The organism is Paraconexibacter antarcticus (assembly GCF_024220175.1).
GTDB lineage: Bacteria > Actinomycetota > Thermoleophilia > Solirubrobacterales > Solirubrobacteraceae > Paraconexibacter > Paraconexibacter antarcticus.
In genome coordinates, this window is record NZ_CP098502.1 from 2,031,427 (window position 1) to 2,054,900 (window position 23,474).

Sequence of the window (23,474 nt, forward strand, 5' to 3'; positions counted from 1 at the left end):
ATCCCGATGAGCACCGACACCCGCACCGGCATCGGCTGGGACTCGCACCGGCTGACGGCCGGCCGCGACCTCATCCTCGCCGGGGTCTCCTTCACGCACCCCGACGGCCTCGGCCTCGACGGGCACTCGGACGCCGACGTCCTCACCCACGCTGTCATGGACGCGCTGCTCGGCGCCGCCGGCCTCGGGGACATCGGGCAGCACTTCCCCGACGGCGACGGCGCCTACGCGGGCGCCGACTCGCTCGCGCTCCTGCGCCTCTGCGTCGAGCGGGTCACGGAGGCCGGGTGGCGGCCCGTCTTCGCCGACACGACCGTCGTCATGGAGCGCCCGAAGCTCGCCGGCGCCCGCGCCGAGATGCGCGGGAAGCTCGCGGCCGCCCTGGGCGTCGCGGAGGACGAGGTCAACATCAAGGCCTCGACCGGCGAGGGCATCGGCTTCGTCGGCCGCGAGGAGGGCGTCGCCGCCCTGGCCACGGTGACGGTCGTCCGCGTCGCCTGACGCCGCGCCGCCAATAGCCTGTGGGCGTGTCCGTGCTGACGCTCGCCACGTCCGAGGCCCACACGCTCGACCTCGTGCTCCTCGGCGTGCTCGTCGCGGTGGCGGCGTTCCTCGTCCTCGCCCAGCGCTCGACCCTGCCCTACCCGATCATCCTCGTCGTCGGGGGCGGGCTGCTCGGCTTCCTCCCCGGGTCGCCGGACACGGTCCTCGACCCGAACCTCGTCCTCGTCATCTTTCTGCCGCCGCTGCTGTACTCCGCGGCGTTCTTCAGCTCGCTGCGGGACCTGAAGGACAACCTGCGCCCGATCTCGATGCTCGCCGTCGGGCTCGTCATCACGACGACGTTCGTCGTCGGGGTGGTCGCGCACGCGGCGATCGGCGGGCTCACCTGGGCGGCGGCGTTCACCCTCGGCGCGATCCTCTCGCCGACCGACCCGGTCGCGGCGACCGCGATCGCCGGGCGCCTCGGGGCGCCCCGCCGCTTCATCACGGTCGTCGAGGGCGAGAGCCTCGTCAACGACGCGTCCGCGCTCATCGCCTACCGCTTCGGGATCGCCGCCGTCCTCACCGGGAGCTTCTCGGCGCTCGACGCGGTGGGGTCGTTCGCCGTGAACGCCGCCGCCGGCGTGGCGATCGGCATCGCGGCCGGCGCGCTCATCGTCCCGCTGCGGCGCGCGATCGACGACCCGCCGACCGAGATCACGATCTCGCTCCTGACGCCGTACTTCGCCTACCTCCCCGCCGAGGCGCTCGGCGTCAGCGCCGTCCTCTCCGCGGTCGTGGCGGGCATCTGGCTCGGCTGGCGCTCGCCGGAGCTCATCACCCCGGCGACGCGGATCCAGGCGTTCGCGTTCTGGGAGATCCTCGTCTTCGTCCTCAACGCCGCGCTGTTCGTCCTCGTCGGCCTCGAGCTGCCGCACGTCGTCGACGCCGCGCGCGAGCAGACCTCCGACGGCCGCCTCGTCGCCTACGGCACGCTCATCGCGGCCACGGTCATCCTCGTCCGCTTCCTGTGGGTCATCCCGACGACGTACCTGCCCCGCATCCTCAGCACCCGCGTGCGCGAGGCGTCGCCGGCGCCCGACGTCGGCCACACGGTGCTCGTCGCCTTCACGGGCATGCGCGGCGCCGTCTCGCTCGCCGCCGCGCTGGCGCTCCCGGCCACGACCGACTCGGGGGCGTCGTTCCCCGGCCGCGACCTCATCATCTTCCTCGTCTACGTCACGATCCTCGTGACGGTCGTCGGGCAGGGCCTGACCCTCGGGCCGCTCATCCGGGCGCTCAACGCGGAGGACGACGCGGAGGCGCACCGGCTGCGCGAGAGCAAGGCGCGGCTGCGGGCGGCGGACGCGGCGATTCGCCGGATCGAGGAGCTCGTCGACGAGGAGTGGGTGCGCGAGGACACCGCCCGGAGGATGCGCGCGGTCTACGAGTACCGCGTGCGCCGGTTCAGCGCGCACTTCGACGACAAGGACGACGGGGACATGGAGGTCGGCTCGCTCGCCTACCAGCGGCTGCGCCGCGAGGTCCTCAACGCCGAGCGTGGCGAGATCATCCGGCTGCGCAACCAGGGCTTCATCAACGACGAGGAGATGCGCCGGATCGAGCGCGACCTCGACCTCGAGGACGCCCGGCTGGAGATCACGTAGGCCGCGCGCGCCACCCGCGGCGCGTAGATTGCGCGGACGAATGCGCCCGATCCGCCTGCACGACACCCACTCCGGTGCGCTCGCGCCCCTCGAGCCGCGCGACCCCGGGCGGGTCGGCATCTACGCGTGCGGCCCGACGGTGTACAACCGCATCCACATCGGCAACGCCCGCCCGTTCGTCGTCTACAGCCTCCTGAAGCGCTTCCTCGAGCACGAGGGCTACGCGGTGACGCTCGTGGCGAACATCACCGACGTCAACGACAAGATCTACGACGCGGCCCGGCCGCTCGGCGTCCCGTCGCAGCAGCTCGCCGACGAGATGAGCGCCCATTACCGCGCCGACACGGACGGCCTCGGGCTCGGCCGTCCCGATCACGAGCCGCTCGCCTCCGAGTACGTCGGCGGCATGATCGACCTCATCTCCGCGCTCATCGAGCGCGGCGCCGCCTACGCCGCCGACGGCGACGTGTACTTCCGGGTGCGCGCCGACGCCGCCTACGGGTCGCTGTCGCACCGTCTCATCGAGGACATGGACCAGGGCGAGGGCGGCGAGGGGCTCACCCGCAAGGAGGACCCGCTCGACTTCGCGCTCTGGAAGGCGCAGAAGCCGGGGGAGGATACCGCCTGGGACGCGCCCTGGGGCCGCGGGCGCCCCGGCTGGCACATCGAGTGCTCGGCGATGGCCGAGGACCTCCTCGGCGTCGGCTTCGAGATCCACGGCGGCGGCAACGACCTGACCTTCCCGCACCACGAGAACGAGGCCGCGCAGACCCGCTGCGGCCGCGGCGGCGATCTCGCCCGCATCTGGATGCACAACGGGATGCTCCAGCTCGGCGGCGAGAAGATGGCGAAGTCCGTCGGCAACATCTCGCTGCTGCCCGAGGTCCTCGCCGAGCACGGCCGCGACGCCGTCGTCATGTTCTTCTGCGGCGGGCACTACCGCGGGCCGCTCCAGCTCGACGACTCGACGCTCGCCGACGCCGCCGCGCGCGTGCGCCGGGTGCGCGAGGCGGGCCGGCGGCTGACGGCCGGGCCGTCGCCGGACTGGTCGGCGCCGCTGAAGGAGACGTTCTTCGCCGCGCTGGCCGAGGACTTCAACACGCCGCGGGCCCTCGCCGCGGTGTTCGACTGGGTGCGGACGGCGAACTCCGCCGCGCCGGGCGAGGAGGTCGGCGGCGCGGACCTGCGCGAGATGCTCGCGGTCCTCGCGCTCGACAACCTGCTCGACACCGAGGGTGACGGGCCGCCGCCGGCGGTCGTCGCCCTCGCCGAGGCGCGGGTCGCCGCCCGCGCGGCGAAGGACTTCGCCGAGTCCGACCGGCTGCGCGACGAGATCGCGGCGGCCGGCTGGACCGTCCGCGACGTCGCCGCCGGCTACGAGCTGGTGCGCGCATGAGCGGGCGGGGCGGCAGCGGTGGTGGCGGGGGGCGCGGCGGAGGCGGTGGCGGAGGCGCCGGCGGTGGCGGGCCGCGCGGTGGTCGCCCGGGGGGCGGCGGCGGATCGCGCGGTGGCCGGCCCGCCGGACGCCCGGACCGGCCGGGCGGACGCCCCGACAAGCCGGCGGGCCGCCCCGACAAGCCCGGGGGCACGGGCCGGCGGCCCGAGCCCGCCCGGGGCCAGGCCCCGGCGGCGGGCGGGTCGGACCCGAACGTCATCTACGGCCGCAACGCCGTCCACGAGGCGCTCCGCGCGAAGCTCCGGCCCGTGCGCTCGCTGTGGGCGACCGAGCAGGCCTCGCACGAGCCGTGGCTCCGCGGCGTGGACGTGCGGATCTCCACGAGCGACGAGATCGCCTCCCGCTGCGGCTCGGACGGGCACCAGGGCGTGTGTGCGATCGCCGGGCGCTTCCCGTACGCCGAGGGTGCCGCCCTGCTGCGCGCCGACGCGCCGCTCATCGTCGCACTCGACGAGGTGCAGGACGTCCAGAACCTCGGCTCGATCACCCGGACCGCCGAATGCGCGGGCGCGACGGGCCTCGTCATCCCGGAGCGCCGGTCCGCCGAGGTCACCGCCGCCGCCGGGAAGGCCTCCGCGGGCGCGATCGAGCACCTCCCGATCGCCCGCGTGCGGAACCTCGCGGACTTCCTCGCCGAGGCGAAGACCGCCGGCCTCTGGGTCTACGGCGCCGCCGGGGAGGCCGGGTCGACCCCGTGGACGGACATCGACTGGACCGGCGGGGTCGTCCTCGTCATGGGCGCCGAGGGCAAGGGCCTGCGCCCGCGCGTGGCCGATAGCTGCGACGCGCTCGTCGCCCTGCCGCTGCGTGGCTCGATCGGATCGCTGAACGTCGGCGCCGCCGCCGCGGCGCTGCTCTACGAGGCCGTCCGGGCTCGCGGCTGACGTGACCTCACGTTCCGGCGGCCCGGGGCGTTCTGCCCGTATGACCGCCCTCCGCGAACGCACCGTCACCGCCGCCGCCACCGCCACCCGGGCCGCGACCGTCGAGAGCCCGATCGGCGCGCTCCTCCTCGTCGCCGACGGCGAGGACCGCCTCACCGGGGTCTTCACCGAGGGCCATCGCACCGAGGCGTCGGCTCGCGCCCGTGCCCTCCCGATGACGCGGACGCCCGACGGCGTCCTCGCCGCCGCCGCCGACCAGCTCGCCGAGTACTTCGCCGGCGAGCGCAGGGCGTTCGACCTGCCGACGGCCGCGGCGGGCAGCCCGCTCCAGCAGGACGTGTGGGACGCGCTCGTCCGGATCCCGTACGGCACGACGACGTCCTACGGCGCGCTCGCCGCGGGGCTCGCGATGAGCCCGGGCGCCGCGCGCGCGGTCGGCACGGCCAACGGCCGCAACCCGATCTCGGTCATCGTCCCCTGCCACCGCGTCGTCGGGGCGTCCGGGGCGCTCACCGGCTACGCCGGGGGCCTGGAGGCCAAGCGCCGCCTGCTGGTCCTCGAGGCCCGCGTCGCCGGCGGGGCGCCCGGCCTCGACGACGACTGCTGCTGGGCAGCGGTCGAGGCGCGCGACCGCACCGCCGACGGCACGTTCACGGTGGGGGTGAGGACGACGGGCGTCTACTGCCGCCCGTCGTGCGCCGGCCGGCCGGACCGGGAGAACGTCGTGTACGTCTCGGGGCCCGCCGCCGCCCGGGAGCTGGGCCTCCGGGCGTGCCGCCGGTGCGCGCCGGACGACGCCTGACCCGACCTGCGCGGGCGGTTTCCTGCCCGCGCGCGCAAGGCGCGTTGCAGGATGTCCGATTCGCCTTGACAGGGGCTCATAACGCGGTTAGGTTCGCCGCAATAACTGTCAACCTGAGGTTGAGAAACCGACAGGTTTGTTCAGCTGGCGCCAGGGGAGGAGTGCGCCACTGAGTCAACTGCCCTGCCTGAAAGCGGGCGAAAGGAACGACTCGTGGCACGAATCTCCACCCAATCTCAGGGTCAACTTCAGGTTGAAGATGGCTACCTGATCGCCCTTGCCAAGCAAGGGGACCCCACCGCGTACGACCGGATCGTGCGCCGCTACTACGGCTTCGTCCGGCTCAAGGCCAGCTCGTACTTCCTGGCCGGCGGCGACAGCGACGACCTCATCCAGGAGGGCCTCGTCGGCCTCTACAAGGCCGTGCGCGACTACCGCACCGACCGCGAGTCGAGCTTCCGCAACTTCGCGGAGCTCTGCATCACGCGGCAGATCATCACCGCGGTGAAGACGGCGACCCGGAACAAGCACACGCCGCTGAACCAGTACGTGTCCTTCTCGTCGAGCCCCTCGAGCTCGATGGAGGGTGAGCCGACCCTCGACGAGATCCTCCCCGGTCCGACGGTCCACGACCCGGTGAACCAGGTCATCAGCTCCGAGGAGCTGCGCTCGCTCGTCGACTGCCTCTCCTCGGCCCTCTCGGAGCTCGAGTCCCGCGTCCTGGCGCTCTACCTCGACGGTTACTCCTACGAGCAGGTCGGCGAGCGGATCGGCTGCGACACGAAGACGGTCGACAACGCCCTGCAGCGCGTGAAGCGCAAGATCGGCGTCCACCTCGGGAGCCGCGCGGTCCTCAACTGAAGATGAGAGCTTGCTCATCTAAGCTGACCCGGTGAACACGCTCGACATCGTCCTGCTCGCCGTCGCGCTCGCCGCCGTCCTCGTCGTCGTCGTCGGCGCCCGGATCGCGCGGCGTCGCACCGAGGCGCGTGACGGCCAGCTCCTCGCGCGCCTGACCGCCGCCAACCAGGCGCTCGCCCAGGCCCACGCCGACGACAACGGGTGGGCCCGCGACATCCTGGAGGCCGCCGCGCGCGAGGCCGCCGGCCCGCAGACACCCGACGCCCTCCACCTCGTCCAGGTCATCGACAAGCCCGGCATCGACGCCGACGAGGCCGTCTTCCATGCGGTCTTCGCCGGTGACGTGCGCGAGATCCGCCTCGGCCGCTCGGGCGACGGCTGGGTCGCCCGCTAGGGTCGGGCGGTGCGTACCGCCGCCCTGCTGCTCACCGCTGCCACCCTCGTCGCCGTGCCCGCGGCCGCCGCCTCGGCCTCCGCGGGCCCGCTCACCGGCACCGTCATCGCGATCAATCCCGGGCACAACGGGGGCAACGCGGGCGCGCCGAGCGCGATCAACCGGCCGGTCCCCATCGGTCAGGGCCAGACGAAGGCGTGCGACACGACCGGCACGGCGACGGACGCCGGCTACAGCGAGGCGGCGTACAACTGGGACGTCGCGCTGCGGACCCGGCGCGTGCTGCGCCACCGCGGCGCCCGCGTCGTCATGACGCGATCGAGCAACACCGGGGTGGGGCCGTGCATCGACGAGCGCGCCCGCATCCCCAACCGGGCTCACGCCGACGCGACCGTGTCGATCCACGCCGACGGCGCCGGGGCCTCCGACCGCGGGTTCCACGTCATCGAGCCGGCGCGCATCCCCGGCCTCACCGACGACATCTTCAGCGCGTCGCACCGGCTCGCCGTGGCGCTGCGCGACGCGTTCCGCGCCGGGACCGGGGAGCCGTACGCCAACTACCTCGGGCGCGACGGGATCGACCGGCGCAGCGATCTCGGCGGCCTGCGCCTGTCCGACGTGCCCTCGGTCTTCATCGAGACCGGCAACATGCGCAACGCCACCGATGCCCGTCGCCTCGGGGACGCGCACTACCGGCTGCGCGAGGCCCGCGCGATCGCGAACGGGATCGCGCGGTTCCTGCGGCGCTGAGCGCCGGCCCGGTCAGCGCGGGGCGGACGACGCGAGCGCCCGCACGGTCCCCGCCAGACGGTCGGCGGAGCCCTCGCAGTACGGCAGGTAGAGCTGCGGCTCGGTGAGCTCGAGCTCGATGACGACGGGCGCGGCGTCGAAGCCGGGCACGAGGTCGATCCGGGCGTAGGCCAGCGGGCCGCCGAAGCGCTGCGTGAGCCAGCCGATGACCCGGTCGGCGAGGCGGCGCTCGGCGGCGGACGGATCACGAGCCTCGATGTCGGGGTCGGCGGCGGCGATCCCGGTGATGAGGTCGGCGCCGACCGTGAGGATGGGGCCCTTGCGGATCGCGTGGGAGAACGCGCCGCCGAAGTACAGCAGCGCCGTCTCGCCCCGCTCGTCCACGGCGTCGAGGTAGGGCTGGGCCATGACGGTCTTGCCGGACGCCTGGATGCGGGCGGTGAGCGCCGCGGCCGCGGCGACGCCGCCCGCCGTCACGAGGCGCGCGGTGTCGCGGGCCCCCGCGGACTGCGTCGGCTTGATGACGAACTCCTCCGGCGCGCCGAGCCCCTCGAGCGTCTCGTCGAGCAGCGGGACGCCGGGGGCGAGGAACGTCGTGGGGACCGTCGGGATGCCCGCGTCCGGCAGCTCGGCGAGGTAGACCTTGTCGGTGTTCCACTCGAGGACCGGCGCGGGGTTGAGCAGGCACCTGCCCTCCGCGACCTGACGGGCCCAGGCGACGAACTCGTCCCGGCGCTGGTCGGCGTCCCAGACCGAGCGGACGAGGACGACGTCGTAGGCGTCCCAGTCCGCGGCCGGGTCGTCCCACACCTCCCAGGTCGCGTCGAGCGCGGCGGCGAGCTCCTCCTCGGCCAGGCCGTGCGGCAGCTGGGCACACGTCGCGATGGCGGTCCGCATCCCGATGACGCTACGCCACCACGCGGCCGGGCGACACCCGGTCAGCCGCGCGGGAGGACCGCGAACGCGATCACGCTGTAGTGCGCGGCGGCAGCGGCGATGACGAAGGCATGGAAGATCTCGTGGTAGCCGAAGACGAGTGGACGTGGGTCCGGGCGGCCGCGGGCGTACACGACGGCCCCGAGCGTGTAGAGGACCCCACCGACCGCGAGCCCGATGACGCTCCACGCCCCGAGGTGGTCCCAGAGCTGCGGCATCGCGGCGACCGCGACCCAGCCGAGGGCGATGTACACCGTCGCGGTCAGCGCCTTCGGGGCGCCGGGCCAGCAGAGCGAGACGGCCGTCCCGAGCAGCGCGCCGCTCCACACGACGACGAGGATGACGGTGGCGAGCGTCCCGGTCAGCGCGAGCACGGCGACCGGCGTGTACGTCGCCGCGATGAAGACGAAGATCATCGAGTGGTCCAGGCGCCGCATCCACATGCGCGCCCGCTCGGTCGCCCAGGTACGGCGGTGGTACAGCGCGCTGATGCCGAAGAGGCCGCACACCCCGAGGGCGTAGACGATCGCGGTGGCCGTCGCCCGGCCGCCGGGCGCCGTCACGACGAGCGCGACGCCGAGCGCGGCCGCGACAAAGAAGGCGATCTCGTGCGAGACACCGCGCAGCCGCGGCTTCACCGGGACGGGGAGGGGCGCGGAAGGCGTCGCCATGACGACACATCATGGCGGTACCGTGGCCGTGATGACCGTCGGCGGACCGACCTGACGCGGAGCACGGGGACGATGGATCCTCACGCCGTGCTCGGCCTGCCGCACGACGCCTCGCTGGAGGAGGCGACGGTCGCCTACCGCGCGCTCGCCAAGTCGCATCACCCCGACGTCACGCAGGACCCGCGCGCCGCCGAGGTCATGGCGCGCATCAACGCGGCGTTCGACGAGCTGCGCGCCCGTGCCGCCGCGGGCACGCTGAGCGACGACATGGCCGCGGCCGGGCCGGCGCCGTCGTCCGCCCCGGCCACCGCCGGCGGTCGCCGCGAGCGCGGCGGCTGGCTGCCGGACGCGATCCGCCGCGCGCTCGGCGCCGAGCTCCTCGCGGCCCTCGAGCAGGAGGAGCGCGTGACCCTCGTCGTCCCGACCGCGACCTGGGCGAGCCCCGAGACCCGGCTCGCGCTCACCGATCGCCGCCTGCTGTGGCTCGCCGACGACCAGCCGACCCACCGCATCCGCTCGCTCCGCTTCCGCGACGTCGCCGAGGTCGACTTCAAGCTCAACTGGCCCCGCCGCCGGGGCACCGCCTCCGTCCGCGTCCGGAACCACGCGGGGCGCCGCTTCGACTTCGGGGACATCAAGCCGGACATCGCGCTCACGATCGCGCAGACGGTGAGCGGGCGGATCTGAGGGGCTGCCGCGGGGCGTCGCGAAGGGCGCAGGCGACTGAAGACGGCGGACGGAGGTCACGGCCGCGCAACCGCAATGCAGCCACTGTCGCTGGGCGACAGTGGCTGCATTCCGCTCCACCCGCGGCGTCCGACCTCGCAGCCTTCGTGGCGGACGCCTCGAGGCCGGTCGCCCACGCCGTAGACTCACCCCCCGCGCCGGAGTAGCTCAGCTGGTAGAGCAGTGCTCTTGTAAAGCAAAGGCCACGGGTTCGAGTCCCGTCTCCGGCTCTCGCGCCCCCGGTCCTCTACCGTGGTCGGCCGCAGATGTCGACCCCGACGACCCCAGACGATCCCACCGCCGCGGCGTCCGAGCCCGTGTCCAACACCGACCGGGCGACGCTCGACGCGGCGAGGCGGCGGCGGACGTTCGCGATCATCTCGCACCCGGACGCGGGCAAGACGACGCTCACCGAGAAGCTGCTGCTGTACGGCGGCGCGGTGCAGGAGGCGGGCGCCGTCCGGTCCAAGGGCCGCGGCCGCGACGTGACCTCCGACTGGATGGAGCTCGAGCGGCGACGGGGCATCTCGGTCACCTCGACCGCGCTGCACTTCTCCGTCGGGGACGTGACGTTCAACCTCCTCGACACCCCGGGCCACCGCGACTTCTCCGAGGACACGCTGCGCGTCCTCTCGGCGGCCGACTCGGCGGTCATGCTGCTCGACGGCGCCAAGGGCGTGGAGCCGCAGACGCTCCGCCTCTTCGAGGTCGCCAAGGCGCGCAACATCCCGCTGCTGACGCTCATCAACAAGTACGACCGTCCCGGCCTGGATCCGCTGCACCTCCTCGACCACATCGAGGAGACGCTCGACCTCAAGCCGACGCCGGTGACGTGGCCGGTCGGCATCCCCGGCGACTTCCGCGGGGTCATCGACCTGCGCACCGGCGCGTTCCACCGCTTCGAGCGGGTCGCCGGCGGCAGCAAGGTCGTCCCGACGACGATCCTCACGCCGGAGGAGGCCGCGGAGTCCGAGGGCGACGCGTGGACGACGGCGATGGAGGAGGTCGAGCTCCTGCAGGCGATCGGCGCCGAGCACGACCACGAGGCGTTCCTCGCCGGGCGCACGACGCCGGTCTTCTTCGGCTCGGCCGTGTCGAACTTCGGCGTCGGCCTGCTGCTCGAGGCGCTGATGGAGCTCGCGCCGCCGCCGAGCGCGCACGTCGACCTCGAGGGCGGCCACCGCCCGCTCACCTCGCCGTTCTCCGGCTTCGTCTTCAAGATCCAGGCGAACTCCGACCCGCGCCACCGCGACCGCGTCGCCTTCATCCGCATCTGCTCCGGCCACTTCGAGCGCGGGATGAAGGTCATGAACGCGCGCACCGGCAAGCCGTTCACGATGTCCTACGCGCACGAGGTCTTCGCGCAGGAGCGCGCGGCGCTCGAGGAGGCGTGGCCGGGCGACGTCATCGGCGTCGTCAACGCCCTCGACCTCACGATCGGCGACACGCTCTACGCGTCCGAGCCGGTCGTGTACCCGCCGATCCCGAGCCTCGCGCCGGAGCTCTTCGCCTTCGCCCGCAACGCGGACACCGGCCGCACGAAGCAGTTCCGCAAGGGGCTGCAGCAGCTCGACGAGGAGGGGGTCGTCCACCTCCTCACGCGTGTGAACGGCGACCCGACGCCCGTGCTCGGCGGGGTCGGCCAGCTGCAGTTCGACGTCGCCCAGGAGCGGATGGCGACGGAGTTCGGCGCGGCGATCCGCCTCGAGCCGACGCCCTACACGACCGCCCGTCGCACCGACGAGGGCGGGGAGGCCGCGCTGAGGCACCACTCGCAGGCCGAGGTCCTCGTCCGCACCGACGGCACGCGCCTCGCCGTCTTCCAGAGCCCGTTCGTCCTGCAGTTCTTCCAGGAGCGCAACCCGGACGTGCTGCTGGACACCATGCTGACGCGGTAGTGGCAGGTCGGACCCGAGGCAGGAGGACGTCCGCCGACGGCGTACCCTTGGCAGACCGTGAGCGTGTCGATCAGCCCCGGGGACCTCGTCCTCGCCCAGGACTCCGCGGGCCGCTTCCACGCCGTCGTCCAGGGCTCGCGCCTCGGCCGCATCACCGTGGTCCGGTGCGACGGCCGTCCCGCCCGGCCGCTCGCGCTCCGCGACGTCCTGCAGGTCTACAAGCCCGCCGGGCAGCCCGACGCCCCGCCACGCCCCGAGCCGCTCAAGCCGACGGCCCAGCTCCACCTCGACCTGTAGGCGGGCCCGGAGGGGAGCTACTCCGCGTCGTCGCCGCCCTCGTCCGGGCCGGCGACCGGGGTGATCGTCACGAGCGCGTTCTCGAGCGAGCCGTGGCCGTTCGTCGAGACGACGTGCTCGTAGGACGGGGGGACCTCCTCGACCTCGGGCGCGTTGAAGCGCCGCTCGAGCTCGCCCATCACGACGCCGAAGAGCAGGTGCCGCCACGTCGCCTGCGCGAACGCCGGCGCGGAGCCCCAGAGCTTCGGGAAGCGCTCGCCGCGCGGGTGCAGCGAGGGGATGAACGCCGTCCCCGGCCACGCCGCCGTCGACTCGACGAGGGCGACCGCCGGCCCGCGCGCCCACGAGGGCAGCGGCAGGCGCGGCGCGAGGTTCGCGTACGCCGCCCCGAAGAGCGCCCCGTTGAGCGTGTGGAGGGCCCAGCCGGCCGGGACGACGCCCGGCCCGTCGGTCACCGCGGCCCCGAGGAGCTCGCAGTCGTCGTAGTCGACGTCGAAGACGCGCTTGTCGATGGGCTGCTGCACGGCCCACACCACCGCCGCCACAGCTCCGGCGATGGCCCCACGGGCGGTCTTGGCACGGTCGATCGACATGGGGTCCACTGTAACCACGGAGGCAGGCCGCGGGTATGCCAGACGATGACGCAGAACGCCCACCTGGACCGAGCCCGCACCAACGGGGTCAACCCGCTCGTGTACTGGATCGTCCGCGGGCTGTTCCAGCCGTTCTTCCACGTGTACTTCCGCCTCAGCCGCGTCGGTCGCGAGCACATCCCGGTCACCGGCCCGGTCATCTTCGCGGCGAACCACCGCTCGTTCCTGGACCCGTTCGTCATCGCGACGATGGCGCGCCGGCCGATGTACTACGTGGCGAAGAAGGAGCTCTTCTCGCAGCGGCTGCAGGGCTGGTTCCTGAACTCGCTCGGCGCCTTCCCGATCGATCGCGGCCACGCCGACGAGGACGCCATGGGCACCGCCCGGCAGATCCTCGAGCGCGGCGACTGCGTCCTCATCTTCCCCGAGGGCACCCGCGTGCGCCCCGGCGCCCTCGGCCGCCCGAAGCGCGGCGTCGGCCGCCTTGCCCTGGAGACCGGCGCCCCGGTCGTCCCGCTCGCCGTCATCGGCACCGAGGCGATCCGCCGCGGCTGGCGCATCCGCCCGCACAAGGTCCGCATCCGCGCCGGCCGCCCGCTGCAGTTCCCGCGCGTCGAGCACCCGAGCGCGGAGCTCGCCGGCGCCGTCACCGACCGCATCTGGCCGAACGTCATGCTCCAGTGGGAGTGGCTCGGCGGCCTGCCGCCCGTCCGCCGCGCCGCCGTCGTCGGCGCCGGGGCGTGGGGGACCGCGATCGCCGTCTCGCTCCAGCGCGCCGGCATCGAGGTCCAGCTCGGCTGTCGCACGGCCGCCCAGGCCGACGCCATCGAGGCGGCCGGCCGCGTCAACGCCCGCTACCTCCCCGAGGTCACGCTCCCCGGCGATCTCAGCGTCGTGAAGGCCTCCGAGCTCGACCTCGAGGCCGCCGATCTCGTCGTCCTCGCGGTCCCGACGGGCGCGCTGCCCGCCGTCGTCGCCGAGCACGGCGCACGCGTCCGCTCCCGGGCCGGCGTCCTCGTCCTCGCCAAGGGCCTCGTCGGCGCGGACGGCTCCACGCCGGTCGAGCACGTCGCCGCCCGCGTCGGCACCGCCGCCGTCGGCTGCCTCGCCGGCCCCGGCCACGCCGCCGACGCGGTCGCCAACGGCGCGTCGCTCGTCGCGGCCAGTGACGACCCCGCCTTCCTCCAGCAGCTCGGCGAGGTCTTCGGCGCCGCCGGCTTCCAGATCGAGACCTCCGCCGACGTCGTCGGCGTCGAGCTCGCCTCCGTCGCGAAGAACGCCGCCGTCCTCGCCGCCTCCGCGGCGGCCGCCGCCGGCCCGAACGCCGCGGGCGCCGCCGCCGGCAAGGTCTTCAGCGAGGTCAGCGAGTACGCCCGCCGGCGCGGTGGGCGGGCCGAGTCCTTCACCGGCCTGGCGGGCGCCGGCGACCTCGTCGCCACCGTCGTCGAGGCCGGCTCGCGCAACCGGCGCGCCGGCGAGCTCCTCGGCCGCGGCGTCGCCCGCGCCGACATCGAGCCGACCCTCGGGCAGACCGCCGAGGCGCTGCGCTCCGTGCCGCTCGTCGCCGCCGCCCTCCGGGACGCGGGCGTCCGCGCCCCGGTCCTCGCCGGCCTCGCCGCGGTCCTCGAGGGCGACGAGGACGTCGCCACCTGGGCCGCCGGCGTCACCGCACCCGCGCAGGCCGGCAAGGTCCGGAGGGCCGCCTGATGGCGGAGCTGCTCCTCGGCGACCTGGACCTCGAGGCGATGCTCCAGCGGGCCCTCCGCCCGGTGGACCCGCCGGAGAACCTGTCGCTGCGCCTGGAGCAGACGCTGCTGTCGATCGCCGACCTCGCCGAGCAGGAGCTCGACGCGTGGGAGCTCTCGGCGATGCGCGACCCGAAGAACTGGATCCCGGGCGTCACGCGCCCGGTGGCCGCCGTCGCCATCGGCGGCGTGGCCGGCGCGGCGCTCGTCGTGCTGCAGGCCCGGGCGCGTCTGCGCGCGGGCCGACGCTGACCGCGTAGGCTTGGCGGGTGGACAAGGCCACCCTCGACCGCGAGTTCACCGAGCTCTACCGCGCGCACCTGAAGGACGTGTACTCCTACGCGTACTACCGCGTCGGGAACCACCACGACGCGGAGGACCTCACGGAGCAGACGTTCCTCCAGGCCTACCGCCACTTCGAGCGCGCCGTCGCCGAGTCGGACGGCCGGCCGCTGCGCCCGTGGCTCATCCGCATCGCGCACAACCTCGCGGCGAACCTCTACCGCGACCGCTCGCGCAAGCCGCAGACGCCGATCGACGACACGCAGCACCTGCGGACCGTGCATACGACGGAGGACCTCGTCGAGGGCCGGGACGAGCTCGCACGGATCCTCGAGGGCGTCCAGCAGTTGCCGGACGACCGCCGCGAGGCGCTCATCATGCGCTTCGCGCTCGGGATGGACAACCGCGAGATCGCCCGGGCGATGGGACGGACCGACGGCGCGACGAAGGTCCTCATCCACCGGGCCATCAAGCAGCTGGAGGGCATCGTCCAGGCGCAGGGGGCGCCCGCCTGATGGCGGCCAAGGGCCAGGGCTCCGAGTCCCCGATCGACCTGGAGGGGATGCTCCGCCGCGCGCTCGCGCCGGTCGAGCCGCCCGAGGACCTCGCCGTCCGCCTCGACGAGACGCTCACCTCGCTCACGGACCTCGCGGCCGAGGAGCTCGAGGCCTGGGAGCTCGCCGCCATCGGCGATCCCCGCCGCTGGGTCGACAACGTCGCCCGGCCGGCGATCGCGGCCGCCGTCGGTGCCGGCGCCGGCGCGGCGCTCGTCGCCCTGCGCGTGCACCAGTCGCGGGGCCGCCGCCGCCAGAAGGCGAGCGACCCGCTCGACTACGCCGAGCGCACTGTCCGTGCGGTGGCGGACGAGACCCGCCGCCTGCTCGACCGCTAGCGGCGTAGAGTCGGTCGCTGAGCGTGTACGTGCCCGTTTACGCCGCACCCACCGAACGGTGATCCGAAACGCATGACCCAGCCGAAGAACGAGCCGATGGCGCTTGTCGACATGGCAGACGAAGACCTGATGCAGCTCGTCCGCAAGGGCGACAACGCTGCGTTCGCCTGCATCTACGAGCGCCACTCCACCGCCGCCTTTTCCCTTGCCTACCGGATGACCCAGAACCGAAACGCCGCCGAGGACGTCGTGCAGGAGGCCTTCCTGAGCCTCTGGCGCTCCAACGCGCGGTACGACCGCGCCCGCGGCAGCGTCCGCACCTGGGTCCTGGGGATCGTCCACAACCGCGCGATCGACTCGCTCCGGCGCTCGATCGGCCACGACAAGCGCCGGGCGAGCGACGAGGGCCTGGAGGAGCGCTTCGAGGCGCGCGAGCGCACCGACGTCGAGGCGGGTCGCCGCGAGGAGGCCCGCGAGGTCCGCACCGCCCTGGAGACGCTCCCCGCCGAGCAGTGCCGCGTCATCGAGCTCGCCTACTTCGGCGGCTTCACCCACTCCGAGATCGCCCGCATGCTCGACACCCCGATCGGCACCGTCAAGGGACGGATGCGGCTCGGCCTGGAGAAGATGCGCGGTCAGCTCGCCGGCCTGAAGGAGCTTCCGTCGTGAGCCTGCACGACTGCTCGCTGCCCGAGTGCGAGCACGCCGTCGACGCGGGGGCTTACCTCCTGCGCGCGCTGTCCGCCGACGAGCACGCCGACTACGCGCAGCACCTGCGCACGTGCCGCGAGTGCCGTCACGAGGTCGAGGAGCTCCAGATCGTCGTCGACACCCTCCCGATCGCCGCGCCGCAGCTCGCGCCGCCGCCGGAGCTCCGCGACCGCATCATGCGCATCGTCGACTCCGAGGCCGAGCTCCTGCGCGCCTCCGGCTCCGAGGCCGACCGCGTCCCCGCGCCCGCGCGCGACAAGGCCCCGCGGCGCCGCTGGTGGGGCTCCGGACTCATGCTGCGCCCGGCGGCCGCCGGCGGGCTCGCCAGCGTCCTCATCGCCGTCGGCGTGGCCGGCGGGGTGCTCCTCAGCAGCGACTCGAGCCCGTCGACGCGGAGCGTCACCGCGCAGGTCGCCGCCAGCGGCGCCACCGCGACCGTCTCGGTCCGCGGCGGCCAGGCCGCGCTCCACGTCGTGCGGCTCCCGGCCGCGCCGGCGGGCAAGGTCTACCAGGTGTGGATCACCCGCAAGGGCTCCGCGACCCCCGTCCCGACGCACACGCTCTTCAACGTGCGGACCGACGGCAGCGCGGTCGTCCCGATCGAGGAGAGCGTGAAGAACGTCGACCGGATCCTCGTCACCGACGAGCCCGACGGCGGCAGCTCGAGCCCGACCGGCACGCAGCTCATCTCCGCCTCGCTCAGCTGAGCCGGCCGGCGGCCGCCCGCGCGAGCACGGCTGCTAGCGTCGCTCTCACCCGATGTCGACCCAGACGACGACCTGCTACCGCCACCCTTCCCGCGAGACCGGGGTGGCGTGCTCCAACTGCGGCCGCTTCATCTGCCCGGACTGCATGACCCCGACGCCGGTCGGGATGCGCTGCCCGGAGTGCTCCAAGCAGAAGACGCAGGTCAGGACGATCAGCGACATCTCGCGGAGCGGCGCGGTCCAGGCGACGACGGCGATCATCGCGCTGAACGTCATCGTCTTCCTCGCGAGCGGGCAGTTCAACATCGGCAGCGGCGGGACCTCCGGCTCGCTCGCCCTCCGCGGCGAGCTCTACGGGCCGAGCATCGCCGAGGGTCACCAGTACTACCGCCTCGTCACGAGCGGCTTCCTCCACGCGGGCCTGCTCCACATCGGCTTCAACATGTACATCCTGTGGTGGCTCGGGAACCTCCTCGAGCCGGCGATCGGCAAGCGCCGCTTCGTCGGGCTGTACTTCGTCTCGATGCTCACCGGGTCGATCGGCGCGCTGCTCGTCACCCCGGACAGCCCGACCGTCGGCGCGTCCGGCGCGATCTTCGGCCTCATGGGCGTCGCCTTCATGGAGATGCGGGCCCGGGGGATCGACCCGATGGCGTCCGGCATCGGCCCCACGATCCTGCTGAACCTCGTCCTGAGCTTCACGCTCAGCGGCATCTCGATCGGCGGCCACATCGGCGGCCTCGTCGGCGGCGGCCTCGCGACGCTCGTGCTCCACGAGCTCGACAAGCGCCGGACGAAGGAGCTCGCCGTCTACGCGGTGCTCGCCGTCATGGCGCTCGCAGCGGCCGGGGGCGGCATCGCCGTCGCGAAGAGCAACTGCGGCGCGGGCTCGTTCTGCAAGGAGCGCGCGGCGTTCCTCGATCAGCTCATCAAGCGCTGAGCAGCACGTCGTAGAGCGCCTGGATGCGCTCGAGCATCCGCGCCGTGGAGAAGCGCTCGGCGATGTCGGCCGCGGCCGCGGCGCCGAGGCGCTCCCGCCGGGCCGGGTCGTCCACGAGCCCCGCGACCGCCGCGGCGAGCGCGGCGGGGTCGTCGGGCGGGACGAGCACCGCGGTGCGGCCGTCGGCGAGCATCTCCGGCAGGCCGCCGTGGTCGGACGCGACGACGCAGCACCCGGCCCCGGCCGCCTCGAGCGCGGCGTTCGGGAAGGGGTCCGGCTGCTTGGACGGCACGAGGACGACGTCCGCGGCCCCGTAGACGACGTCGACGTCGTCCTGGAAGCCGACGTGCCGGACGCGATCGCGCAGGCCGAGCCCGGCCGCGAGCTCGTGGACCTCGCGCAGGTGCCGCTCCTCGCCGCGCCAGGGGTCACCCGCGATCGCGAGGACGACGTCCGAGCGGTCGCGCAGCGCGGCGTCCCCGAGCGCCCGCACCGCGACGTCCTGGCCCTTCCAGCCGCTCACCCGGCCGAGCACGGCGAGCACGGTCGCGTCGGGCGGGAGGCCGAGTGCGGCCCTCGACGCGGCGCGGTCGGCGCGCCGGGGGACGACCGCGAGCCCGTCGTGCAGGACCGTCGCCCGGCCGAGGCCGCCGAACTGGTCGCGCGTCGCGCGCGACACGCACGGCAGCGCGTCCGCGGTCGTCAGCAGGCGCCGGTAGGCCGGCCACCAGCGGTCGAAGCCGGTGTAGATCTCGCGCACGTGCCAGACGTGGGGGATGCTGGCGACACGGGCGGCCGCCGACCCCCCGAGCGTCACCGACGTGTTCGTGTGGACGAGGGCGACCCCCCGGGCGCGGGCGAGGCGACCGAGGCCGCCGGCGTCGGCCGCCCACGCCGCCACGACCCGTGAGAGGCCGGCGGGGGACATGATCGACCGGCGCAGCACGGCGAGCGGGCGGACGAGGACCTCGATCCCGGCCGCGCGCAGGTCCTCCGAGAGCTCGCCGTCCTCGGGCAGCGCGACGAGCGCCCGGTAGCGGTCGGGGTCGAGGCCCGTGGCGATCGCGTGGAGCTGGCGGTCCGCGCCGTAGCGGCCGGCGGACGAGTGCAGGTAGAGGACGGTGCGGACTACAGCGCGACGGGGATCGGGGGGTACGCGGGCGGCCCGACGAGGTCCGGGTGCAGGACATGGGCGAGGAGCTCGAGCCCGTCGACGAGACGCGGGCCCGGCCGGGAGAACGTCGCCGCCGCGTCGACCGCCACGACGTCGCGGGCGCTGAGGCGCCGCAGCTCATGCGCGTACAGCTCGGACTCCAGGTGCGCGCGCGGCGCGTCGTACCCGCACGGCATGCAGACGACGACCTCGGGCCGGGCGGCGATGACGTCCTCCCACATGACCTGCGCGGAATGCTCGCCGGGGAGGCCGAGGACGTCGATGCCGCCGGCGAGGTCGATGAGCTGCGGGGTCCAGTGGCCGCCGATGAAGACCGGGTCGAACCACTCGATCGCGGCGACCCGGGGGCGGTCGGCCCCGCGGACCGCGATCTTCACGCGGTCGATCCGGCTCCGCTGGCGGGCGACGAGGTCGAGGCCGGCGTCGCGGCGCCCGGTGGCCTGGGCGAGGGTGCGGATGTCGCCCATCGTCTCCCCGAGCGTCTTGGGGTCCAGCGCGATGACCTTCGGGCACGTCGCGATCCGCCGGGCGACCTCCGCGACCTCGTCGTAGCTCACGGCGCAGACCGGGCAGAGGGCCTGGGTGACGATGAGGTCGGGCTCGAGCTCGCGGAGGAGCTCCTCGTCGAGCTCGTAGATCGCGTCGCCGGCCTCCGTCCGCTCCCGGACGGCGCGGTCGATCTCGGCGGCGCTGAGCCCGGGCGGCAGCCGATCCCGGGTCACCTGTGGTTTGGCCTGCGCCTCCGTGGGATAGTCGCACTCGTGCGTCACGGCGACGACCTCGTCACCGAGGCCGAGCGCGTAGAGCAACTCGGTGGCGTGAGGCACGAGACTGACGATCCGCATCCAGAGGGACGGTAGTGCAATGAGCCAGCAGTGGCAGGAGCAGGGCGGCGCGCTCGTCGCCGAGCGGGAGTTCGCGGACTTCGCCGCGGCGCTCGCGTACGTCAACGCCGTGGGGGCGCTCGCCGAGGCCCGCAACCATCACCCGGACATCCTCCTGCACGGGTGGAACAAGGTCCGGCTGACGCTCGCGACCCACGACGCGGGCGGCACGGTGACCGACGCGGACCATGCGCTCGCCGCGGCCATCGACGACTTCCCCGGCTGAGCCCCGCGACAAGCGCCGAGGGCGCTGCTACCGTTCGGAACAGCCGGACCGATGCCTGACGACCCCTCTCGAAGTCCGAGCCCACTGGCCGGACCCCCACACCTCCGGTCCACCGGGGGCACCCCATGAGCGTGCTCCTGCTGCTCGCCGTCGTCCTGCTCGTCTTCGTGAACGGGTTCTTCGTCGCCGCCGAGTTCGCGCTCGTGCGCGCCCGCCGGTCGCGGATCGAGGATCTCGCCGACGACGGGAACGCGGCCGCGAAGCGCGTCCTCGTGCTGCTCGACGACCTGAGTCAGTACCTCTCGGCCTGCCAGTTCGGCATCACGCTCGCCTCGCTCGGCATCGGCTTCCTCGGCGAGCCGGCCATCGCCGTGCTCCTCGAGCCGCTCTTCGGGAGCATCTCCCACGGCGTCAAGGTCGCGATCTCGATCATCATCGCCTACCTCATCGTCACGTCGGTGCACATCACCGTCGGCGAGCAGGTCCCGAAGATCTACTCGATCGTCAAGGCGGAGAAGACGGCGATGCGCGTCGCCCGGCCGCTCATCGCCTTCACGAAGGCCATGAGCCCGTTCATCACCGCGCTCAACGCGACGTCGAGCGCGCTGCTGCGGACCCTGCGCATCGACCCGGACACGGCGATGGAGGAGGGCGCGACGCCCGAGGAGCTGCGCATCATGATCGGCCAGGCGCGCGCCGGCGGTCAGCTCGACGCGGGGGAGGCCGGGATGCTCCACGGCGTCTTCCACCTGCACGAGCAGGAGGCACGGCAGGTCATGACGCCGATCCCGGCCGTGGTCACCGTCGACACGAGCGAGGACGTCGAGACCGCGCTGCGCCGCTGCGTCTCGTCGGGGCACACGCGCCTCGTCGTCACCGAGGACGAGAACCAGGACCGGGTGAAGGGCCTCGTCCACGCGAACTCGCTCGCGCGGGCGCTCATGGCGGAGGGGCCCCACGCCTCGATCGAGTCGCTCGTCACCGACGCGCCGATCGTCCCCGAGACGAAGCCGCTCGACGACCTGCTCGCCGACCTGCAGCGCACGCGCTCGTCGATGGCGGTCGTCGTCGACGAGTACGGCCGCGTCGCCGGCATCGTGAGCGTCGAGGACATCATCGAGGAGGTCGTCGGCGAGATCGACGACGAGACCGACCCGGCCGGCGGCGAGATCCGGCGGCTCGCGAACGGCGACTGGTTCGTCCGCGGCCACGTCGCGATCACCGACCTGGAGGACCACGGGCTCGAGCTGCCGGTGGACACCGACGCCTACAACTCCGTCGGCGGGTTCGTCTTCGCCGAGCTCGGCCGCCTCCCGCGCCGCGGAGACACGGTGAACGCCAACGGCTACACGATCCGGGTGGAGTCCGTGCGCGAGAACCGCATCGAGGCCGTGCGCATCCGCGAGTCGCGGGTCTCCCAGGTCGGCTTCGACAGCCCCACCTGAGCAGGCATTCGCGTCGCGGCGCCGCAGGTCGCCGTTCCGTGTGTTCACAGACCCGAACTTGAGCGCCTATGCGCCATGTCTAATGTCGACACAAGTTTTCGACCCGTTCCCCGGGCATAGTGGTGACTCGGATGCCCGTGGGACGGCATCCGGATCACGCCCTTCCCCGACCGTCGGTGGGACGACGCCGGGGAGGCGCATTGGTGGACCGGGGTGGGTCCGCCGAACGTGCCGAACGGCCGGGCTCGCGCAAGCGTCCCGGCCGTTCCGCGTTTCCGGGATCCGGGCCGAGCCCCACCGGCGGGCAAGCGGCCCCGAACGGCAACCGGCCCGCTTCCGCGGGCCGGTCGTGCTGCTGGGAGGAGGTGCACTTGCGAGGTACGTTCGCAAGGCGGAGTATGCGCCGCGATCCTGAACCGCCCCTAAAACCGCCGTACCGGCGGCACGGCCTCTTTGGGCGGCACGGCTACCGCACGAGGGAGGCGCCGGAGTCCGGGTCGGCGTCGCTCCGGCCGTCGGCGTCGCCCTCGCCGTCGCCGTCGGTTGCCTGAGGCCCGCCCGGAGCGCCCTCGCCGAGGTCTGCGTGCTCGCGGACGAGCAGCCAGGTGAGCCAGATGCCGATGCCGAAGAGGGGCAGGCCCATCGCGGTCTTCGCGACTCCGAGCGCGGTGACCGAGCCCGCGAGGTACAGGGGGAGCTGCACGAGCAGCCGGACGCCGAAGAGCACGACCCACAGCCAGCTCGCCCGGGTGTAGGCGCGCATGGGCCCCGGGTCGTCCCGCCAGCCCTTGCCTGCGCCGGAGAGGCCGGCGACGAGCACGCCGATGAGCGGGCGGCGGATGAGGATCGAGACGAAGTAGGCCGCCGCGTACGCCGCGTTGAGCAGGAGACCGGGCAGGAAGAAGTTCTCGGCCTTGCCGGTGCGGGTCGCGACGAAGGCCGCGAACGCGACGCCGACGACGCCGGTGATCGCGTACTGCGGCGTCTCCCGCTGGGCGAGCCGGAGAAGCCCGAGCACGACGGCGACCGCGACGGCGACGAGCGAGGAGGCCTTCGTGTCCTGGCCCGTCGCGGTGTACGCGATGACAAACGCGACGGGCGGGACGGAGGACTCGATGGTCCCGCGGACGCCGCCGAGGGCGTCCGCGAGGGCCCCCGGGCCCGAGGGGCCCGGGGCCTGAGGCGACGGAGCGGGGGGCTCAGTCGTAGGTATAGAAGCCCTTTCCGGACTTCTTCCCGAGCGAGCCGATCGCGACGAGGTCGTGGATGCGGTGCGGGACGTGGACGCCGATGGCCTCGCCGATCGCCGAGGACACGTCGAGGCCGACGTAGTCGAGCAGGGCGAGCGGGCCCATCGGGTGGCCGGCGCCGAGCTTCATGCAGGTGTCGATCGCCTCGGGGGTGAGCCCGGAGGTCTCCATGAGGTCGACGGCGCTGAACAGGTACGGGAAGAGCAGGCGGTTGACGACGAAGCCGGCGATGTCCGGCACCTCGACGGCCTTCTTGCCGAGGACGACGCAGAGGTCGCGGGCGCGGGCGCGGATCGTCTCCACCGTCTCGTCCGCGTACGCGAGCTCGACGAGCTCCATACGGGTGACGGGGTTGAAGACGTGGAGGCCGACGAAGCGCTCGGGGACGCCCGCCGCCGAGGCGAGGACGTGGACGCTCAGCGATGAGGTCGTCGTGCACAGCATCGTGTTCGGACCGCCGAGGGCCGCGAGCTGCTTGAGGAGCGGCGCCTTGGCCTCGAGGTCCTCGCTGATCGCCTCGACGATCACGGTCGCTCCCTGGAGCTCCTCCAGGTCGGTCACGATCCTCACGGCGGCGCCGTCGACGCCCTCCATGCGGCTCGTGAGCTTGTCGACGGCGGCGCGGGCGCGGGCGGCCGAGGCGTCGGAGCGCGCCCAGAGGACGACCTCCCCGTGCCCGGCGGCGGCGGCGGCGAAGCCGGTGGCGATGGCGCCGCTTCCGGCGATGGCGATGGATTCCTGCATGGGCGGCATCCAAGCAAACGGCGGCGTTCACTGCGGTGCGGCTCCCGGACGTCACG

27 protein-coding genes and 1 tRNA gene are annotated in these 23,474 nt (G+C 73.7%); 21 read left to right on the plus strand and 7 right to left on the minus strand.

Annotation, left to right across the window (positions count from 1 at the left end; all coding sequences use genetic code 11):
• The first annotated feature begins 6 nt into the window (after window positions 1-6).
• The 8 genes from ispF to NBH00_RS10025 all read left to right on the plus strand — a co-directional run bounded on the left by ispF (window position 7) and on the right by NBH00_RS10025 (window position 7,297).
• A complete protein-coding gene (gene ispF / locus NBH00_RS09985; RefSeq protein WP_254573193.1) occupies window positions 7-501 on the plus strand; it encodes a 2-C-methyl-D-erythritol 2,4-cyclodiphosphate synthase in 495 nt (164 codons plus the stop codon).
• A 26-nt stretch (window positions 502-527) separates the two neighbouring features.
• Window positions 528-2,150 carry a Na+/H+ antiporter gene (locus tag NBH00_RS09990; protein WP_254573194.1) on the plus strand — a complete coding sequence of 541 codons (1,623 nt, stop codon included), beginning with the start codon at window positions 528-530 and terminating at the stop codon, window positions 2,148-2,150.
• Between the two features lie 40 nt (window positions 2,151-2,190).
• A complete protein-coding gene (gene cysS, locus NBH00_RS09995; protein WP_254573195.1) occupies window positions 2,191-3,546 on the plus strand; it encodes a cysteine--tRNA ligase in 1,356 nt (451 codons plus the stop codon).
• The gene (gene rlmB / locus NBH00_RS10000) at window positions 3,543-4,490 is read left to right on the plus strand and encodes a 23S rRNA (guanosine(2251)-2'-O)-methyltransferase RlmB (protein WP_254573196.1); all 948 of its coding nucleotides are present in this window, start codon (window positions 3,543-3,545) and stop codon (window positions 4,488-4,490) included. The genes cysS and rlmB overlap by 4 nt, the downstream gene beginning before the upstream one ends.
• A gap of 40 nt (window positions 4,491-4,530) precedes the next feature.
• Entirely contained in the window at window positions 4,531-5,292 is a 762-nt protein-coding gene (locus NBH00_RS10005) for a methylated-DNA--[protein]-cysteine S-methyltransferase (RefSeq protein ID WP_302182725.1), read from the plus strand.
• A gap of 213 nt (window positions 5,293-5,505) precedes the next feature.
• Window positions 5,506-6,153: an RNA polymerase sporulation sigma factor SigH gene (sigH, locus tag NBH00_RS10015; RefSeq protein ID WP_254573197.1), complete on the plus strand. Its 648-nt coding sequence runs from the start codon at window positions 5,506-5,508 to the stop codon at window positions 6,151-6,153.
• A 31-nt stretch (window positions 6,154-6,184) separates the two neighbouring features.
• Entirely contained in the window at window positions 6,185-6,547 is a 363-nt protein-coding gene (locus NBH00_RS10020) for a hypothetical protein (RefSeq protein ID WP_254573198.1), read from the plus strand.
• Window positions 6,548-6,556: 9 nt separating this feature from the next.
• Complete coding sequence (locus tag NBH00_RS10025) at window positions 6,557-7,297, plus strand: N-acetylmuramoyl-L-alanine amidase (protein ID WP_254573199.1); 741 nt, start codon at window positions 6,557-6,559, stop codon at window positions 7,295-7,297.
• 12 nt (window positions 7,298-7,309) lie between these two features.
• On the opposite strand, the gene NBH00_RS10030 is transcribed toward NBH00_RS10025, so the two are convergent.
• Window positions 7,310-8,194, minus strand: coding sequence for an ATP-grasp domain-containing protein (locus NBH00_RS10030; RefSeq protein ID WP_254573200.1), 885 nt, complete (start codon window positions 8,192-8,194; stop codon window positions 7,310-7,312).
• A gap of 41 nt (window positions 8,195-8,235) precedes the next feature.
• The gene (gene trhA, locus NBH00_RS10035) at window positions 8,236-8,904 is read right to left on the minus strand and encodes a PAQR family membrane homeostasis protein TrhA (RefSeq protein WP_254573201.1); all 669 of its coding nucleotides are present in this window, start codon (window positions 8,902-8,904) and stop codon (window positions 8,236-8,238) included.
• A gap of 72 nt (window positions 8,905-8,976) precedes the next feature.
• On the opposite strand from trhA, the gene NBH00_RS10040 reads away from it, so the two are divergent.
• The 4 genes from NBH00_RS10040 (at window position 8,977) to NBH00_RS10055 (ending at window position 11,825) form a co-directional block, all read left to right on the plus strand.
• Window positions 8,977-9,591, plus strand: coding sequence for a J domain-containing protein (locus NBH00_RS10040; RefSeq protein WP_254573202.1), 615 nt, complete (start codon window positions 8,977-8,979; stop codon window positions 9,589-9,591).
• Between the two features lie 196 nt (window positions 9,592-9,787).
• Window positions 9,788-9,860: transfer RNA gene (locus NBH00_RS10045), tRNA-Thr, on the plus strand.
• Between the two features lie 36 nt (window positions 9,861-9,896).
• The gene (locus NBH00_RS10050; RefSeq protein ID WP_254573203.1) at window positions 9,897-11,528 is read left to right on the plus strand and encodes a peptide chain release factor 3; all 1,632 of its coding nucleotides are present in this window, start codon (window positions 9,897-9,899) and stop codon (window positions 11,526-11,528) included.
• A 57-nt stretch (window positions 11,529-11,585) separates the two neighbouring features.
• Window positions 11,586-11,825, plus strand: coding sequence for a hypothetical protein (locus NBH00_RS10055; protein ID WP_254573204.1), 240 nt, complete (start codon window positions 11,586-11,588; stop codon window positions 11,823-11,825).
• A 17-nt stretch (window positions 11,826-11,842) separates the two neighbouring features.
• On the opposite strand, the gene NBH00_RS10060 is transcribed toward NBH00_RS10055, so the two are convergent.
• Complete coding sequence (locus tag NBH00_RS10060) at window positions 11,843-12,418, minus strand: hypothetical protein (protein ID WP_254573205.1); 576 nt, start codon at window positions 12,416-12,418, stop codon at window positions 11,843-11,845.
• A gap of 45 nt (window positions 12,419-12,463) precedes the next feature.
• Here NBH00_RS10060 and NBH00_RS10065 point away from each other — a divergent pair, with 45 nt between their 5' ends.
• The 7 genes from NBH00_RS10065 (at window position 12,464) to NBH00_RS10095 (ending at window position 17,695) form a co-directional block, all read left to right on the plus strand.
• Window positions 12,464-14,125, plus strand: a complete 1,662-nt coding sequence (locus NBH00_RS10065; RefSeq protein WP_254573206.1) for a 1-acyl-sn-glycerol-3-phosphate acyltransferase — start codon at window positions 12,464-12,466, stop codon at window positions 14,123-14,125.
• Entirely contained in the window at window positions 14,125-14,415 is a 291-nt protein-coding gene (locus tag NBH00_RS10070) for a hypothetical protein (RefSeq protein ID WP_254573207.1), read from the plus strand. The genes NBH00_RS10065 and NBH00_RS10070 overlap by 1 nt, the downstream gene beginning before the upstream one ends.
• A 17-nt stretch (window positions 14,416-14,432) precedes the next feature.
• Window positions 14,433-14,960: an RNA polymerase sigma factor gene (locus NBH00_RS10075; RefSeq protein ID WP_254573208.1), complete on the plus strand. Its 528-nt coding sequence runs from the start codon at window positions 14,433-14,435 to the stop codon at window positions 14,958-14,960.
• Window positions 14,960-15,337, plus strand: coding sequence for a hypothetical protein (locus tag NBH00_RS10080; RefSeq protein WP_254573209.1), 378 nt, complete (start codon window positions 14,960-14,962; stop codon window positions 15,335-15,337). Before NBH00_RS10075 ends, NBH00_RS10080 begins: the two co-directional genes overlap by 1 nt.
• 72 nt (window positions 15,338-15,409) lie before the next feature.
• Entirely contained in the window at window positions 15,410-16,006 is a 597-nt protein-coding gene (locus NBH00_RS10085; RefSeq protein ID WP_254573210.1) for a sigma-70 family RNA polymerase sigma factor, read from the plus strand.
• Window positions 16,003-16,755, plus strand: coding sequence for an anti-sigma factor (locus NBH00_RS10090; RefSeq protein WP_254573211.1), 753 nt, complete (start codon window positions 16,003-16,005; stop codon window positions 16,753-16,755). The genes NBH00_RS10085 and NBH00_RS10090 overlap by 4 nt, the downstream gene beginning before the upstream one ends.
• Window positions 16,756-16,807: 52 nt before the next feature.
• On the plus strand, window positions 16,808-17,695 hold the full coding sequence (locus NBH00_RS10095; RefSeq protein ID WP_254573212.1) for a rhomboid family intramembrane serine protease: 888 nt from the start codon (window positions 16,808-16,810) through the stop codon (window positions 17,693-17,695).
• On the opposite strand, the gene NBH00_RS10100 is transcribed toward NBH00_RS10095, so the two are convergent.
• Both NBH00_RS10100 and NBH00_RS10105 read right to left on the minus strand, forming a co-directional pair.
• Window positions 17,685-18,806 (minus strand): glycosyltransferase family 4 protein, encoded by a 1,122-nt coding sequence (locus NBH00_RS10100; RefSeq protein WP_302182743.1) that lies wholly within the window; start codon window positions 18,804-18,806, stop codon window positions 17,685-17,687. The two genes, NBH00_RS10095 and NBH00_RS10100, sit on opposite strands and share 11 nt — an antisense overlap.
• 17 nt (window positions 18,807-18,823) lie before the next feature.
• The gene (locus tag NBH00_RS10105) at window positions 18,824-19,714 is read right to left on the minus strand and encodes an ABC transporter substrate-binding protein (protein ID WP_254573213.1); all 891 of its coding nucleotides are present in this window, start codon (window positions 19,712-19,714) and stop codon (window positions 18,824-18,826) included.
• A 19-nt stretch (window positions 19,715-19,733) separates the two neighbouring features.
• Between NBH00_RS10105 and NBH00_RS10110 the strand changes: the two genes are divergently transcribed.
• Together NBH00_RS10110 and NBH00_RS10115 are read left to right on the plus strand one after the other, a co-directional pair.
• On the plus strand, window positions 19,734-19,979 hold the full coding sequence (locus tag NBH00_RS10110) for a 4a-hydroxytetrahydrobiopterin dehydratase (RefSeq protein ID WP_254573214.1): 246 nt from the start codon (window positions 19,734-19,736) through the stop codon (window positions 19,977-19,979).
• Between the two features lie 125 nt (window positions 19,980-20,104).
• On the plus strand, window positions 20,105-21,424 hold the full coding sequence (locus tag NBH00_RS10115; RefSeq protein WP_254573215.1) for a hemolysin family protein: 1,320 nt from the start codon (window positions 20,105-20,107) through the stop codon (window positions 21,422-21,424).
• Between the two features lie 466 nt (window positions 21,425-21,890).
• Here the strand turns inward: NBH00_RS10115 and NBH00_RS10120 are convergent, their stop codons facing one another.
• Together NBH00_RS10120 and NBH00_RS10125 are read right to left on the minus strand one after the other, a co-directional pair.
• A complete protein-coding gene (locus NBH00_RS10120; protein WP_302182744.1) occupies window positions 21,891-22,637 on the minus strand; it encodes a DUF3159 domain-containing protein in 747 nt (248 codons plus the stop codon).
• On the minus strand, window positions 22,624-23,418 hold the full coding sequence (locus tag NBH00_RS10125) for a 3-hydroxyacyl-CoA dehydrogenase family protein (protein WP_254573216.1): 795 nt from the start codon (window positions 23,416-23,418) through the stop codon (window positions 22,624-22,626). The genes NBH00_RS10120 and NBH00_RS10125 overlap by 14 nt, the downstream gene beginning before the upstream one ends.
• Window positions 23,419-23,474: the final 56 nt, after the last annotated feature.